The sequence below is a fragment of the Vicinamibacterales bacterium genome (assembly GCA_036012125.1).
GTDB lineage: Bacteria > Acidobacteriota > Vicinamibacteria > Vicinamibacterales > UBA823 > UBA11600.
The window spans coordinates 77392-93478 of record DASCOS010000025.1; the positions used below are offsets into that span (position 1 = coordinate 77392).

The window sequence follows — 16087 nt, forward strand, 5'->3', positions numbered from 1 at the left end:
CCATCACACCAGAACAGCGCCCCATTCTACACCGTTACGACCATTATTTTCGCTTCTACGCATTCAACTCAACCCCATCCCTAAAACGGAGCGCCCACAGCGAACCGAAAATTGAACCGTCCTTCTGGCCTGAAATTATTATCGAGAACACCTGTACGCTGCGGGTTATAAGCAAAAATCAACCGCATCGGCACGTTCATGACGGGCATGAGAAACCGCACTTCAGCCCCGGTCGACGTCTTAAAATCATCATAGTTAAAATTCACACCAGTTTCCTGGACCTGCCCAGTGTCGTAGAACAGAACCAAACGCACAGGCTGCGCCAATGTAATCATATATTCGGCACTGAGGAGTACACTCTTGGTGCCACCGAGCACGAGCCCTGACGCCTCGTCACGCGGCCCAACGGTGCGAAGGTCAAATCCACGAATACTATACTCACCGCCAAGATAAATCCGTTCAAAAAGCGGGATGTAGGTCGTGTCGGAATACGGCCTGATGTACTGTGTATCGAGCCGAAAACCAAACGATGTTGCCGGGGTGTGCGGAACATAAAAGATAGTTTCGAGGCGCGGCCGATAAAACTTGGTATTGCCACCAGGACCCGCAAACTCAAGCGAGGTAGTGATGCGTTTACCAGCGCTCGGAAAAATTGGGTGGTCGATCGTATTGTGAATTATGCCCGGAACCCACTTGCTGACAGTGCGGGCACCATCCGTTCCAAGAAGCAACGAATCCGTCAGATATGGATTGTACTGTAGTAGTCTCGGATTGTTGAAGGCCGGAGCGAGATCGCTAACCTTTGTTTGCTCGTAGGCATATCCAAACGACATCCGTGTGAACATCGCAATCGGTTTACTGACGTTGAAGTTCGCCCCCAGTGAGCTCTGTGTGAACTGCCCAATCCAATTCAGCTTCGTCTTAAACACACTGAATCCGGCGGCGATGTTGCGGTCAAACAGGAACGGCTCAGTGAACCCGATCATATAATTTTTTGACCATTCACCATGCTGCAATGAGAAGTTCACTGCCTCACCGCGGCCGATAAAGTTCGAGGTGCCGAACGACAGCTGCCCGAAGAAACCATCCCATTCGGAGTAACCCATGCCAAAACTGATTTGGTTGCGATTCTCTTCCTCCAAAGGGATGCTTAGGTTGACTTCGTTATCTTTTCCCTCAGTCTTCTCAACGTCAACGGCATCCTCCTCAAGCGGTATGAAATAACCGAGTTGATTTAACCGACGGACGCTTATCTTGAGCATTTCGGTATTGAACACTCCGCCCTCAAATACTCGAAGTTCGCGTCGAACCACTTTGTCCCTCGTCGTTGTGTTACCCGAGAAGTCAATCCGCCCAACAAAGTACTGCTCACCTTCTTCTGCTCGAATCGTTACGTCCACAATCGGCGGGGCGTCAATACGTCGGACATTGCCATCATCTTCCACAACCTGGTCGCGAGGGGAAAGGTCCGGGAAGGCCACAAACTCCATGTAACCGGAGGAGCCATACATCATTTGCGCTCGTTCAATCCCGTCTCGGATCACCTTTTCGTTGTAATAATCCCCTTCCTCGATCTCGAACTGGCGTCGGACTGCGTCAAGGCGCATAATCTCCACGCCTTCAAACGTCATTTCTCCGAGCCGATATCGAATCCCCTCTGAGATAGGAATCCGCATCTTCACGTACCGCTTTTTGCCGTCTACAGAATCCTCAAGGGTAGTCAATTCTGGTCGACCAACCTGGGCCCGCACATAACCAAGTCTCCTGTAATGCTGAATGATCCCGTCCGCATCCTCAGCAAAACGGTGCTCCTTAAAGGTCCCGCGTCTGAAGAAAAAGTTTAGCGGCCAGATTTTGACCGGCTCTTTATTTGCCTTCATCTGGCCTCGCAACACGCGGTCACTTTGCTCTTCGTTGCCTGCAAATTCGATCTCTCTGATGCGTGTTTCTGGACCATCCTCGATATTAAAAGTAAGACGCACCCGCTTCGGTCCTCCAGCAACGGCTTCAATGGTGTGAGTGACTACAGGATTGTGATGACCCTCTTCGGCAAGCATCACCTGCAGAATTGTCTTAGCTTTCTTGATTAATCCGGTGTCGATGAAGGTATCAAGTTGAATCGCAGTCTCAGCTTGTACCAACATTTCTTCAATCTTCGTGCGGTCGAGTTGATCAGAACCGTTGAATTCAACAATGCGAACCCGTTCACGCTCTTCCATGTTGTAGACGATGTTCCGGCCCACCACGCCATTGGGATAGGGTTCGTCGTTATACTCAATAGTTAGGTCGTCGAGGAATCCTGTCGCCCACAAATTGCGGAAGTCATCAAGCACCCGTTCCTCGTCATATTCCAACCACACATGTTCAGACGGACGACTCGGGCGTGTCTCGATATAGTACAGGTAAGTGGACGGCTCAATAGAGGGCACATTCCCCTGCGCTGGGAAGGCAATCTGAATCGTCCGCACAACAGGCACTGACCCAGTCGGCGGCATTGCTTCAGACTGTTGTGTCTCCGCCGCTGGTGGTAAAATCATCGCTACCGGCTCAGCCAGAACTGCCATAGGACACGTGCCGATGACCAGGACGACTGCAATCCTCCAGACCAACACCGTCCTCACCGCCGCCTGAACAATCCCTTCTAATCTTCTAGTCACAACAACCCGCATAGGTCGTTTCCCCAACCCCTCTCACGCATCGCTCTTGGAAAAGAACTGGCGCCACCATTTCTGCCTCGAACTTGAATCGCCTCTCCCTTTGGAGAACCTAAGTGTCGCTAACCAGCTGGCGACCATCAAGCTCGCCGTCCACGGCCCGGTAAGCGAGACATCCAGAATCGACGTAGACCTCGACATTACCCTCATTCAGTCGGCCCCGGATTAGCTCCTCGGACAGTGGATCTTCAACATATCGTTGGATCGCCCGACGCAGCGGCCGCGCCCCGTAGGAACGGTCATTACATGTCTGATCGATGATCCAGGCGATCGCTTCTTGTGTCAGCTCTATCCGCAGATGCCGGTCTACCAAGTGCTCGTTGAGCTGAACAATCAAAAGCTGCGTAATTCTTGCTAAATCTTTGTTGGATAGTGCTTCAAACACGATAGTTTCGTCGATCCGATTGATGAATTCGGGATTGAAGATACGCTTAACCTCTCCCAGCACCTTCTCGTTAATATTCTTACTAACCTCTTTCGCATCAGATGACTGAAACCCGAGCGACGCCTTCTTCTGGATGTACCGAGCCCCAATATTCGAGGTCATGATGAGAATCGTGTTTTTGAAATTGACACGATTACCAAGTCCATCAGTCAGGTGCCCATCTTCAAAGACCTGCAAAAGGATATTGAAGAGGTCAGGGTGAGCCTTCTCTATTTCGTCGAGGAGTACCACAGAATAGGGACTACGCTTGACTTTTTCAGTGAGCTGCCCGCCTTCCTCGTAACCAACGTAGCCAGGCGGCGAACCGATCAGTTTCGATACTGAATGCTTTTCCATATATTCAGACATGTCGAAACGAATAAGAGCTGCATCAGTCCCAAACAAGAAATTTGCGAGTGCCCGGGCTAGCTCGGTCTTACCAACTCCGGTTGGCCCGAGGAACACAAAACTACCAACCGGCCGATTCGGGGCTTTCAAGCCAGCACGTGAGCGACGGATCGCGCGCGCTAGCGCGGAAATAGCCTTGCCCTGGCTAACAACACGATGGTGAAGTTCCTCCTCCATCTGCAACAGTCTGTCACCCTCATCCTGGTTAATGGACGTGATTGGCACGCCAGTCCACTTGGAGACAACTTCATCGATTTGCTTTTTTTCAACAACAGCTTGCTGAGTATTCGACTTCACGTCGAATTTCTCTCGAACGAGCTGGAGATTCTCCCGAGCGATGACCTCTTGCTCCCGAAAGAACTGTGCCTTTTCATAGTTCTTTTGAGCAGCAGCGTTTTCCATCTGTTCGACCGCAACTTGGATACTCTTATTGATTTCGCAAAATTCCTCACTACGTCCAGCATGGCGTAGTTTGGCGCGAGCACCGGCCTCGTCCATAATATCGATCGCTTTATCCGGCAAGAACCGATCAGTAATGTAGCGACTCGACTGATACACAGCAGCCTTGAGCGCCTCCTCTGTGTACTTAACATGGTGGAACGACTCATAGCGTTCCTTCACACCAAGCAGAATCTTGAGCGCCTCGTTCTCGCCTGGGGGATCCACCTTGACTGCCTGAAACCTCCGCTCTAAAGATCGATCTTTCTCTATGTATTTCAGGTACTCAGCTGGAGTGGTGGCTCCAATACAGCGAATTTCACCCCGTGAAAGTGAGGGCTTAAGGATATTCGCCGCATCAAGAGATCCTTCAGCCGAGCCGGCGCCGACAAGCGTATGTAATTCGTCGATGAAAACAATGACGTTCGAGTTCTCGGTCAACTCTTTCATAATTGCCTTTAGGCGTTCTTCAAACTGTCCCCTGTACTTCGTTCCAGCAACAATGAGAGAGATGTCAAGCATCAAGAGCCGTTTGTCAGCTAGGAAATGCGGTACTTCCCCTTGGACGATTCTCTGAGCCAAACCCTCGACGATGGCAGTCTTCCCGACGCCGGGTTCACCGATGAGAACGGCGTTGTTTTTCGTTCGGCGAGAGAGCACCTGTTGAAGTCGCTCCAACTCGAGTTCGCGCCCGACGAGTGGATCTAATTCTGTCTTCATAGCCGAGTCTGTAAGATCACGGGAAAATTCAGCGAGAAGCGGCGTTTCTTTTACCCGCGCAATCGTCGTCTTTTCATTCAGAAGCGCTACGATGTGTTCGCGGACACTATTGAGCCGCATTCCCTTTTCCATCAGGATCGACGCAGCTTTAGAGCGTTCTTCCCGCAAGATTCCAAGCAAGAGATGCTCGGTACCGATGTAGTTGTGCAGTAAGCGATCAGCTTCCTCGGCCGCGAACTGAAGGAGACGCTTCGACTCACCGCTAAAGGGAATCTCTACCGACGTCGACACCTTCTCCCTGAAAACGGTGCGGCCTTCAATCTGCTTCCGGATATTTTCAAGAGAAAGGTTAGAACGCGAAAAAATACGACTAGTTAGCCCCTTACCCTCACGGATCAAGCCCAGAAGTAAATGCTCGGTCTCGATAGAAATGCTACCTAGTTGGCTCGCCTCATAACGCGCGAAGAACAACACCCGGCGAGCCCGTTCCGTATACCTTTCGAACATCCCGTTCTCAATCTGCGACAGCGGTGCCGCTCTCCAAACCATTATAAGCCATCAGTCTTCCTTCATTGATTGCCTAGGGATCCGTAAACCTTTCATTTTTCTGAGTCTTACAGCCTGAGACGACAACACTTTGGTTGAGGGTCATCCCAACTGCACACTAGTTCCACCAAACGACAAAGCCTCGATACTTGCGCTATTCCATAGGTTTCTTCGAATTCAGGTCAGTCGAAGTTGGCCCACTTCTAAACGAAGCACACGATCGCAGCCGGCCGCCAATCGCATGTTATGGGTTGCAATAATCGAGGTAAGTCTCCGCTCCCGGTGCATTTCGCGTAAAAGATCATGGAGAGTCTGGGCCGTCGCCTCGTCGAGGTCACCAGTGGGCTCGTCAGCCAATAGAAGGGTCGGCTCCATCGCAAGCGCTCTGGCAATCGCCACCCGCTGCTGCTCTCCACCAGACAACATCCCTGGACGGTGATCAAGTCGGTTACCCAAGCCCACACGAACAAGAAGCGCTTTCGCCCGAGGACGGCCCTGCTCTGGATTAATCCGAGCGATTCGCAACGGCATCTCAGTATTTTCGAGCGCCGTGAATTCAGGGAGAAGATGGTGGAACTGAAAAACAAAACCAACTTGCGAATGCCGAAAAGTTATGCGCTCTCCATCTGAGAGGGTCGCGATGTCAACACCGCCGACAACAATACTTCCACTGTCAACGGAATCCAGGCCACCTAGCAACTGTAACAGCGTGCTCTTCCCTACGCCCGACGCGCCCACAATTGCAACCATCTCGCCAGTTTCAACAGTAAACTCGAGGTCACGGAGAACTGAAACGGGCCCACTTTGCGTTTGGAATGACTTCGATAACTGGGAAACCTCGATGTAAGGCATACCCTTCACTGGTAACGTAACGCCTGCGCGGGGTCGACACTAGACGCCTGACGAGACGGATAGATAGTGGCAACGAAACACACAGCAACCGCTGATAACAACACCATTACAATGTCGAGTGGATCAAGAGTGAAAGGTACGTAGGTCACCTGATACACATCACCTGGTAACTGCAATAATTGTTGCCGGTCAAGAACCTGGGTTGCCACAACACCACCAATCGCGCCAACAGCTGTGCCTACGAGCCCGATGATTAGTCCCTGAAGCATGAAGATCGCCGTAACACTTCTAGTGCTTGTCCCCATAGTTTTGAGAATTGCGATGTCGCGACTCTTATCCATAACGAGAAGAATGAGTGACGCGACGATATTTAGCGCAGCAACGAGCACGATCAGCCCTATGGTGATCGAGATCGCCATTTTCTCCAACCAAAGCGCTGAGAAGAGCGAGCGGTTTAGATCCGACCAGTCTTGGGTTAGATAGCTCGTGCCAAGCTCCCGAGTGATTGACTCCGCGACATCAGACGCCGCGTACAAATCGTCAACCTTGAGTTCTATAAAATCAGCACCCGTGCGGTCCAACAGCCTCGCAGCCACATCGAGGCGAACATAGGCATAACTGGTATCAAACTCGTGCAATCCCATATCAAAGAGACCGACAATGCGGAATTGCCGCGCTCGAGGCATTACACCCATCGGGGATAGCCGCCCCTGCGGCGTCAGTAACGTAACCTCATCACCGACGAAGGCGCCAAGCTTTGCCGCAAGACCTTCGCCAATGACTAGCCCTTCGAGGGTACCAGCGACAGAAGGAGCGAGCGCATCAAGAGTCCCGTCACGAATTGCGGAACCGATTTCAGTAACATCGGCCTCAAGATTTGGATCAATCCCCTTAAGAGTAATAAATGCTTCGCTTGTGTCCGTCGTTGCTAGTGCCTGGCCCAAAATGACTGGGGCAGCCCGCGTGACCCTCGGCACCTGGCGAAGCCGTTCAAGTTCGACTTCGTATTCAGCCAGACCTGACTCGCCAAGTTTCCACACATAAATGTGTCCGGCCGAACCAACGATCCGATCGCGTAACTCCTGCTGCAGTCCGGTCATTAGAGCAAGGGCAATGAGTAGAGCCATCACTCCTACCGCCACGCCGACAGTGGAAATTACTGAAATTAAAGAAATGAACGCCTGTCGGCGGCGAGCTAGCAGATACCGTAGCGCGATATACAATTCAAACGGCAGACGCATAATAATCGAAGGGTCACTCGCGACGCGGACGCATCAGCGGAAACAAGATGACGTCACGAATCGAATGACTATCGGTGAGTAGCATCACAAGACGGTCGATACCTAACCCTTCCCCAGCGGTTGGTGGAAGACCGTACTCCAATGCACGAAGGTAGTCCTCATCCATAGCGTGCGCTTCTAGATCACCTTGCTGACGATCCTGACGCTGGGCTTCGAAACGACGGCGTTGCTCCGCAGGGTCATTCAATTCACTGAAGGCATTGGCAATCTCAAGCCCACCAGCGTATAGCTCAAAGCGTTCGACGGTCTCTGGGTCATCAGCCCGCTGCTTTGACAGCGGTGAAATTTCAGTTGGATAGTCGTAAACAAACGTTGGCTGCATGATCGTCCTCTCGCAAAGCTCCTCGAACAGAGTTAGAACAATATTGCCAACCGTCGCTCCTGCCGGAACATCAACATCGAGCCGTTGCGCCAAATCGACAGCAGACTCGCGCACACGGAGTGTGCCATCTTGAATTGTCTTCCCGAGACGCACAGAAGCGGCCTCGCACACAGCATCCCGAAGTGCCACTCGCGCGTAGGGTGGAGAAAACGAGATCTGATGCTCACCATAAGAGACCTTATCTGAACCCGTTGAGTGCTGTGCGACTTCCGATAACATCTGCTCGGTAAGCCCCATCAAATCACGATAATCACTGAAAGCCTGGTAGAACTCTAGCATTGTGAACTCAGGATTGTGCTGGGTCGAAATCCCTTCGTTCCGAAAATTCCTGTTAATCTCATAAACCCTCTCAATACCACCTACGACCAAACGCTTGAGGTAAAGTTCAGGCGCGATACGAAGATAGAGATCAAGATCGAGCGCGTTGTGATGAGTCTTAAACGGCCGCGCTAGGGCGCCGCCAGCGATTCGTTGCATCATCGGCGTCTCGACCTCAAGGTATTGTCGTGCATTCATAAAATTTCGTAGACCCTCTAGCACACGACTACGTACTTCAAAAACGCGACGTGCTTCGGGATTTACAATGAGGTCAAGGTATCTCTGCCGGTACCGAATTTCGATATCGCTTAAGCCGTGCCATTTTTCTGGAAGCGGGTTCAGACACTTAGCCAAAAATTCAATCCTCGATGCCCAGATCGTGAGCTCATCGGTCCTCGTCCGGAAGAGCCTTCCCTCAATTCCGATTAGGTCTCCAAAGTCGAGCAGCTTAAACAGAGCGAAGTCGTCAGCTGATAATCCATCCTTCCGTACATATACCTGGATCCGAACACGTCCGTCGGATAGCACGAGAAAGTTGGCCTTGCCAAAACTTCGGATACTGAGAATCCGCCCTGCAGTCGTCGTATTGGGTTTTGCGACCTCCAGTGCATCACCAGACTGTTGAGCATGGCGATCGATCAATTCCGCAATCGTGTCACTGCACGGAAATGAATTTGGGTACAACTTACGACCTAAACGACCAACTTCGACCATATTGCTGCGTCGCTGAGCGAGTTGATCGGTTTCGTTCGTCATAACGTATTACCTATTTTCAATCGACTGTTTCTCCATCGAGATGACGTTTAATGTCGTCGAGAACGCCGTTCACAAAAGGCACTGCTTCATGGGCACTGAACGTTCTGGCTAGCTCAATTGCTTCATTGATCACGACCGCTCGGGGAGTGTCGTGCGCGTACAGAAACTCAAAAACGGCGATCCTCATAATCAAACGGTCAATCACAGCCATGCGCGTTAGGCGCCAATGTTGGGCACTCCTCGTAATGAGAGGATCGATGTCCTTTAAGTGTGAAGCGGTACCTTTAGCGAGCCACGTGGAAAATTCCCGCTGCGATGGAATGAATTCCAGTCGATCAAATGTTTCGAGGGCGACGTCTATAGGAACCTTACCAACTTCACTCTGGTACAGCAGCTGAAGAGCGGCCTCACGACTCTGATGTCGCGTAGGTTCATCCGGAGTATCAGCTTTGCTCGAGCGACCTCGCTGCCGCACGATGCTCACCCGCCCTCCGGCGGTTCGAGGTGCGCGGGTATCTCACTTCCAATGGTAAGTGTCGTCAACGCATTTACCAACCCAATAGCGGCCGCGGCTGCTTCCCACCCCTTGTTGGATGGACCGTCGTTTGTGAGGTCCTCGACCGAAGTACGTGCCATAGCCTCGTCAAGTGAGTTGGTCGTTAAAACACCAAAAGTCATCGGAACACCCGTCTCAGCCGAGGCGGCCGTAATGCCGTGAGCCACTGCCGAAGCGATGAACTCAAAGTGCGCGGTATCACCCTTGATCACACATCCCAAGCAAACTATCGCATTAAATCGACCACTTTCGGCAGCACAGCGAGCGGCCAATGGAATTTCAAACGTTCCCGGAACCTCCACTACTTCCACGTCTTCCTCGTCAGTACCCGCCTGCTTAAGTCCAGCCATCGCACCCTGCCGCAACCGGTCCGTTACCTCACGATGATACTGAGACACGACCAAGGCTACATGGAGATTCCTGGCGTCTGGCAAGACCGATGAGTCGAATGAACGCGTCACTGGAAGTGAACCTCACGAACCCTTAAAGACCGCCTTACGCTTTTCAAGAAACGCGTTAGTTCCTTCACGCATATCATCGGTCGACGTAACTAAGCCAAACAAAACTGACTCATGGACCACGGCCTGGGAAAACGGCATTTCTAATCCTTCGTTAACTGCAGCAATGATTGCGCGGACCGCGACCGGTGCCTTGCCTGCCAATTCCCTCGCGAGCTTTCTTGCCTCAGTCATCAGCTCGGCGGCCGGCACGACGCGATTGACCAGGCCAATCAGGCGAGCCTCCTCGGCACTTATGTGAGCTCCCGTCAGCAACAATTCAAGGGCCCGCCCCTTGCCAACCAGTCGGGGTAGACGCTGCGAACCCGCGTAGCCGGGCATAATTCCAAGATTAATCTCGGGCTGGCCGAGCTTGGCAGAGTCCGAAGCCAGACGTAAGGTACACGCCATCGCGAGTTCACACCCGCCGCCTAAGGCGTAACCATTGATCGCCGCAATGACCGGCTTGCCTAAACTCTCAATCAACCCAAACAGCGCTTGGCCGCGCCGCGCATGCGCACTGCCATTCACCGGCGTTAGTTCAGCTAACTCGGCGATGTCAGCACCAGCCACGAACGCCTTGTCACCGGCCCCAGTCAGCACGACGCAACGGACGGACTCGCTACTAGAGGCCTCGGCCACGACCTGATGCAACTCGTCGATGGTTTGGCCATTAAGAGCGTTCAGCACCTTTGGACGGTTGATCGTGACGATGACAACGGCATCCTCATGCGCTACTTCAAGATTCTCAAAAGCCATGCAGTTCTCTTATCGCCTCGCGTGTCCGAGACGCGACCCGGCCGAACCACCTACCAAAGCGGAAGGACGCAGTCGGACGTCACGGGAGTCGTTCGGTGAAGGTCGGCGCGGCGTGGCCCGAGCAACGCGTGGCATGCGCTCGACGTGCCCTAATTATACTCCACACCCAAGTGGCACCGACCACAGTAGCAGCACCGACCCCATCAACTATAAGGTCAATGGAATCTGGCGTTCGCCCCGGCACAAACGATTGGTGCCACTCATCAGAAATGCCGTAGGCAATCGTTAAGAAAATCGAGGCAAGAGCAGTCTTACCCCTCACACCAGCCCATCGTCCATCAGCGAGCGCACGGAGCAGGAGAGCTCCGAGAAGACCGTAGACGGCGAGGTGTACCGATTTGTCAGGTACCGCGGACGGTACGGCCGACCCTGGCAGCGAGGACGAAATGAAAATTGCTGTCATATGCGCCCAAACCGGTCCCCACAACCACCAACGAGATTCAAGACGACGGTCGGGCATGCTCTTAGGCATCATTCCGTCAGCATGCTGCCGATCACAGGGGAAAGGGATACATGAGCCAACCAAGGGTGACGCCAGTAAGCAGAAATGCAGCAAAGAGCATTGCGCCAAAACGAATCTGGTCCTCGGGCTTGTCACGCATCAATGCAGCAAACACCACAGACACAAAACACGAGAAAAGTACCATCAGGAAAAAGTGACTTGCCATGCACTGAGTCCCTATTTCCGACCGAGCGAGACGTCGTAAGCATCAACTACCACTAGGGCATTAAGTAGTCCCGCAACAATCAGAAAGGAGTTGCCGTATTCGTAGGTCGCTGCGACGGCGTTCCCCGAGCCAAGGTCTATGACCCGCCCCAGTAAGTAGAGCAAGCCAATGCCGAAGTTAGCCACCGCGGCAAGGGCAACTAACGGCTCGGATGCATCAAAAAAAAAGATGCGTCCCTCAAGCCAGAGTCCGGTCGCAAACATCAGAGGCAACGTCACCATAAATACCAAGCCCTGACGAACTCGACCCTGCCACAAATGACCGGCGCCGGGCACTGCCCACGCCATTAAGCAGATCAAGGTTGTTGGACTTTCCACGTTGCCAGCTACCTGCGCCTGCGCACGGGACCGTCGTGAATACTTAGTCATAAGGCCAACAAGGTTCGAATTGAACTTCGGCCAATCCACTCCGCGCGACCAAATTCGCGCTCACTTCGTCCGATGTGACGATCCTCAACATCCGAGGGACAAGTCACGAGTAGATTAAAGTTCATTGAAAGACGTGAGCCTCCTGAATTCTAGGAATCGCTGCTGAATCTCATCAGACGTAACACATAGTAGCCGCTCGAGACCAAACGCCTCGACCGAAAACGACGCCATGGTGCTACCCGCAATGACGGCACGGGTTAAGGTGTCATGATTAACAATCGAGCATTCTGCAAGATACCCGAGCAAGCCACCACCAAACGTGTCTCCCGCGCCGGTTGGGTCGCGGACGTTGTTGAGTGGTAGGCCAGGAACCGCAAAGAATCCATCGGGGCCAAACATAAGCACACCGTGTTCTCCACGCTTGATAATGAGCAACCTTGGTCCCATTGTTTGAAGTTTCTGCACGGCCTTGACGAGATTCGATTCTTTACTTAACTGTCTGGCCTCTGCGTCGTTAATAACCAACGCATCGACCCGAGTCAGCACTTGGCGAAGCTCTTCAGGAGTTTTCTCAATCCAATAGTTCATTGTGTCAGCGACTACGAACTCCGGCGACTCCACTTGATCGAGCACCTCAAGCTGTAATCTTGGGTGGATATTACCCAAGAATACAAACGGCGAAGTCCGATACACCGGTGGTAGATTCGGTTGGAATTCTTCAAATACATTGAGAAAGGTGTAGATTGATTCGCGGTCATTCAAGTCTTCGCTGTACTTGCCCTTCCATCGAAATGTTTTTCCCGGCACTTGCTGTAAACCGGTCAAGTCGATTCGGCGACCCCGAAAGATACCCATCTGCTCATCAGTAAAGTCTTCACCGACCACCGCCACCATCCGTACATCTGTGAAATGGGCAGCAGCAACAGCGAAATAAGTCGCTGCTCCACCTACGACACGACCGGCGACACCAAACGGCGTCTCAATCGAATCGAACGCTACCGAACCGACAACGAGAACTGGTTGCATAAGTCGATCTATTCCACTCACTCAAATGGTCAACACGCGTGGTCGGACTGTTTTAATTCAATAAGTAAACCGTGAGTACTCGAGGGATGGATGAACGCAATCCGAGAGCCACCGACACCAATGCGGGGGGCTACATCGATGAGTTTAATACCTCGGGTTTGCAAGTCCTCCAGCACCGATTCTAAGTCATCAACTGCCAAGGTAATATGGTGAAGGGCAGACCCACGCCGTTCTAGAAACCGAGCAACCGGGGAAGCCGGCTCAGTTGCCTCAAGAAACTCGAGTGAAGCCCCACCAGTTTCGACGTGAGTAACACGAACCTGCTGGTCAGAAACGAACTCGGTCTGCGACACCTGTAACCCTAAAACGTCACGGAAGAAGCGAAGCGCCTCATTGAGGTCTCGAACGGCTATCCCGACGTGATCCAACGTCGCTTTCATTTCAGCGCGGTATCAAGGCTTCCGATCAGCGTCGCGTTCGGCAAGGACGCGATTCATGATCGTATCAACTGCTGTGTAGGGGTCCAACTCTCGCCGTGCAAGCTGAGCCGTTACCTTGTCAAGCTCACTTGGACTTACGAGTTGTTCGACATGCCGCCAAAATGCTTCACCAAGCAAACGGCGCAGTTCACTCACCTCCAACCGATACCGCCTCTGATACCGTAAATCATCGCCGGCATATTCGCGGAATCGATCGAGCGCACCCACGAAGTCATTCACGCCATCGCCAGTCGTCGCCTGCGTCTTAACAATCGGTGGCCGCCAATGCTCGTGCGACGGTTCGTCCAGTGAGAGCATCGCCTCCAGCTGAGCAACGGTACCCTCCGCGCCACTGTGGTCGGCTTTATTGACCACAAACACGTCGGCAATCTCTAAGATTCCAGCCTTGATCGCTTGCACATCATCACCGAACCCTGGCGCAACCATCACAACCGCAATATCGGCCGCATACGTAATGTCTACCTCGGCCTGTCCAACGCCCACAGTCTCGAGGAATACAACATCGTGACCAGCAGCGTCTAATACTAACGTCGCCTCACGTGCTGCTTGAGCCAAGCCCCCAAGTCGCCCCCGGGTTGCCATACTCCTGATAAAGACACCGTCGTCACCAGCATGGGTTTGCATACGAATACGGTCACCCAATACCGCACCGCCGCTAAACGGACTGGTTGGGTCAACAGCGACGATGCCAACACGGCGTCCTCCGGATCGAAACACCTTGGCAACACGATCAACCAGTGTGCTTTTTCCGACACCTGGTGGCCCAGTCACACCTACGACCCACGCGCGGCCAGTATGACTGAAGAGTTCACGTACGAGGCGTGCACCCTCTGGCACACCTTCTTCAATCAACGAAATCGCTCGGGACACCGCCCGCGGGTCTCCACCGAGCACACGTGCAGCCAGCACACGCTCGCTCTCTGCGTCCATCGACTCGGGCAGCACTCTATCACAGGGGCTGTGCATGATTTAGCGGCTCGCACGGGACATCATCAGTCTGTTACTAGACAGATTGTGACCCCAAGGTGCGCTCCCGACGTATAATACTAGCCACGTCAGAGCCGCCACTTCCACACGCAAGGAGCGACCTAATGTTCTCACGAGCAACGTTGTGCGTCGGATTGAGCATCGTGCTCGTCAGCGCTTCAGTAGGCCATGCTCAGGAGCGGGTTTATGCCGGCGAAGGCGGCATGATGTTCCATCCAATCCTTTTGGAGAAGACTGCTGACTTTGAGGATGTGGTCACCCGCGTGCTCGATGCGATGAGTAACAGTGCCGACGAGACGCGACGTGCGCAGGCTGCAGGTTGGAAGGTATATCGAGCTACAGAGCCTGGCCCACCTGATCAAACTTCTGTTCTCTACGTATTCGTCATTGACCCCACTGTGACTGAAGCTAATTATTCAATTGGTGAACTGCTTCGACAGGAATTACCCCTTGAAGCGCAGGATCTTTGGGAGAACTTCGCAGCGTCCTACGCATATAGTCCAAGTCTGCTCAACCTGACGTTAGTCGCTGACTTCACGGAAACCGAACTGCTACCAACCGCACCCGAGGTGCCATAGCCCGCTGGCGCAGCATGCGTGTTCCTACCGGTCTTACGTGTCGGACAGCACTGACCGCAATCTTCGCTATATTCATCGTAATCGTTCCGAATAAGGCGGTAGCTGATGCCACCGTGTTTGCTGGTATGAACACGATGACCCCCCACGGCTGGGCACGCGGTTTCAGCGCGGGGCTAACCTTGCTCAACCTCGGGTTCGAGGTCGAGTACGCAAATGCTGGTGAAGATAAGTCGCAACGCACGCCTGGTCTCCAAACAGGCATGGTCAACGTCCTCGTACAAACACCGATGACGTCTAACGGTTTCCAGTTTTACGCAACAACCGGCGGCGGCCTCTACCGCGAGAGGTTCGCTGACCTACAAGAAACTCACGTGGGACTGAACGCAGGTGGTGGACTGAAGATTAGACTTACCGGTCAAATCCGTGCACGAATCGACTACCGAGTGTTTAGTCTCCGCGGCGCGCCGGTCCATTCCCGACCCCACCGGATCTACGCTGGACTCAACCTCGCCTTTTGACTTGTAGATAACCGGTCTTCACTTGTAAGCACACACGCCCATAACGAACCGACGGCTACGAACAACAAAAGTTCGTAGCCGTCGAGTATCGCTATCGTAGGAGTTCGTGGAATTATTTAATTTGTACTGTGCGAAGTTAGCAGCGGCTAATTGCTGAAGTCACTCACTAACTGCATATTAATTCTAGCCATTCCACCGGCGAACGAACCGCTGAACATACCGTAAAGCGATTGCGCCTCTCCACCGGACGGATATCCTTCTGACAGAATGGTCGAGATCGTGTAATTTGCATCTCTCACCGCTGGGTCAATAACCATAAAATAAAGCACATTCCCACCCTGTTGCGGCACATCCGTCCTGTATATTTTCCAACCCTCCGCTTGCTGCTGCCGTGTCGAGTTCTCACTGTTCTGCAACGCTTCCTTAACCTTTTGCATTACGTTTTCGAAGTCGTCAGTCTTGTCCCCTTCGATGACCGCCTGGATAAATCCAGCACCCTCATTAAAATTCGAGACTGGGTTCTGGGCTTCTGCGCGAACCAACTCCTGCACCCCAAAGCCAAACACTGCCCCGATTAACACAGCTAGGACGACAGGTAACCCGATCCAAGCCGGGCGACGAAACGAAACTCCCTCAAGTGAACGCATCCGC

Annotated in this window: 17 protein-coding genes; 2 read left to right on the forward strand and 15 right to left on the reverse strand. The window is 52.8% G+C overall.

Going from position 1 to position 16087, the window contains the following annotated elements; all coding sequences use genetic code 11:
• Window positions 1-80: 80 nt before the first annotated feature.
• From bamA to meaB, 14 genes are all read right to left on the reverse strand, one after another.
• A complete protein-coding gene (gene bamA / locus QGH09_08890; protein HJO18298.1) occupies window positions 81-2657 on the reverse strand; it encodes an outer membrane protein assembly factor BamA in 2577 nt (858 codons plus the stop codon).
• Window positions 2658-2766: 109 nt separating this feature from the next.
• Window positions 2767-5253 (reverse strand): ATP-dependent Clp protease ATP-binding subunit, encoded by a 2487-nt coding sequence (locus tag QGH09_08895; protein HJO18299.1) that lies wholly within the window; start codon window positions 5251-5253, stop codon window positions 2767-2769.
• Between the two features lie 174 nt (window positions 5254-5427).
• Window positions 5428-6102, reverse strand: coding sequence for an ABC transporter ATP-binding protein (locus QGH09_08900; protein ID HJO18300.1), 675 nt, complete (start codon window positions 6100-6102; stop codon window positions 5428-5430).
• 5 nt (window positions 6103-6107) lie between these two features.
• Window positions 6108-7343 carry a lipoprotein-releasing ABC transporter permease subunit gene (locus QGH09_08905; GenBank protein HJO18301.1) on the reverse strand — a complete coding sequence of 412 codons (1236 nt, stop codon included), beginning with the start codon at window positions 7341-7343 and terminating at the stop codon, window positions 6108-6110.
• 13 nt (window positions 7344-7356) lie between these two features.
• A complete protein-coding gene (gene lysS / locus QGH09_08910) occupies window positions 7357-8859 on the reverse strand; it encodes a lysine--tRNA ligase (GenBank protein HJO18302.1) in 1503 nt (500 codons plus the stop codon).
• Between the two features lie 16 nt (window positions 8860-8875).
• Window positions 8876-9343, reverse strand: a complete 468-nt coding sequence (nusB, locus tag QGH09_08915; protein HJO18303.1) for a transcription antitermination factor NusB — start codon at window positions 9341-9343, stop codon at window positions 8876-8878.
• A complete protein-coding gene (gene ribH, locus QGH09_08920; GenBank protein ID HJO18304.1) occupies window positions 9340-9876 on the reverse strand; it encodes a 6,7-dimethyl-8-ribityllumazine synthase in 537 nt (178 codons plus the stop codon). Before ribH ends, nusB begins: the two co-directional genes overlap by 4 nt.
• A 12-nt stretch (window positions 9877-9888) precedes the next feature.
• Window positions 9889-10671 carry an enoyl-CoA hydratase-related protein gene (locus QGH09_08925; protein ID HJO18305.1) on the reverse strand — a complete coding sequence of 261 codons (783 nt, stop codon included), beginning with the start codon at window positions 10669-10671 and terminating at the stop codon, window positions 9889-9891.
• A 79-nt stretch (window positions 10672-10750) separates the two neighbouring features.
• Entirely contained in the window at window positions 10751-11191 is a 441-nt protein-coding gene (locus tag QGH09_08930; GenBank protein ID HJO18306.1) for a VanZ family protein, read from the reverse strand.
• Between the two features lie 34 nt (window positions 11192-11225).
• Window positions 11226-11399 (reverse strand): hypothetical protein, encoded by a 174-nt coding sequence (locus QGH09_08935; protein ID HJO18307.1) that lies wholly within the window; start codon window positions 11397-11399, stop codon window positions 11226-11228.
• Window positions 11400-11410: 11 nt separating this feature from the next.
• Window positions 11411-11827, reverse strand: a complete 417-nt coding sequence (locus QGH09_08940; GenBank protein HJO18308.1) for a DUF6677 family protein — start codon at window positions 11825-11827, stop codon at window positions 11411-11413.
• A 114-nt stretch (window positions 11828-11941) separates the two neighbouring features.
• On the reverse strand, window positions 11942-12853 hold the full coding sequence (locus QGH09_08945; protein HJO18309.1) for a PfkB family carbohydrate kinase: 912 nt from the start codon (window positions 12851-12853) through the stop codon (window positions 11942-11944).
• Window positions 12854-12882: 29 nt separating this feature from the next.
• Complete coding sequence (gene mce / locus QGH09_08950; protein HJO18310.1) at window positions 12883-13293, reverse strand: methylmalonyl-CoA epimerase; 411 nt, start codon at window positions 13291-13293, stop codon at window positions 12883-12885.
• A 12-nt stretch (window positions 13294-13305) separates the two neighbouring features.
• Complete coding sequence (gene meaB, locus QGH09_08955; protein ID HJO18311.1) at window positions 13306-14283, reverse strand: methylmalonyl Co-A mutase-associated GTPase MeaB; 978 nt, start codon at window positions 14281-14283, stop codon at window positions 13306-13308.
• Window positions 14284-14444: 161 nt separating this feature from the next.
• Between meaB and QGH09_08960 the strand changes: the two genes are divergently transcribed.
• Window positions 14445-14918: a hypothetical protein gene (locus tag QGH09_08960; protein HJO18312.1), complete on the forward strand. Its 474-nt coding sequence runs from the start codon at window positions 14445-14447 to the stop codon at window positions 14916-14918.
• Window positions 14919-14932: 14 nt separating this feature from the next.
• On the forward strand, window positions 14933-15436 hold the full coding sequence (locus QGH09_08965) for an outer membrane beta-barrel protein (GenBank protein HJO18313.1): 504 nt from the start codon (window positions 14933-14935) through the stop codon (window positions 15434-15436).
• A 146-nt stretch (window positions 15437-15582) separates the two neighbouring features.
• On the opposite strand, the gene QGH09_08970 is transcribed toward QGH09_08965, so the two are convergent.
• The gene (locus QGH09_08970) at window positions 15583-16083 is read right to left on the reverse strand and encodes a hypothetical protein (GenBank protein ID HJO18314.1); all 501 of its coding nucleotides are present in this window, start codon (window positions 16081-16083) and stop codon (window positions 15583-15585) included.
• Window positions 16084-16087: the final 4 nt, after the last annotated feature.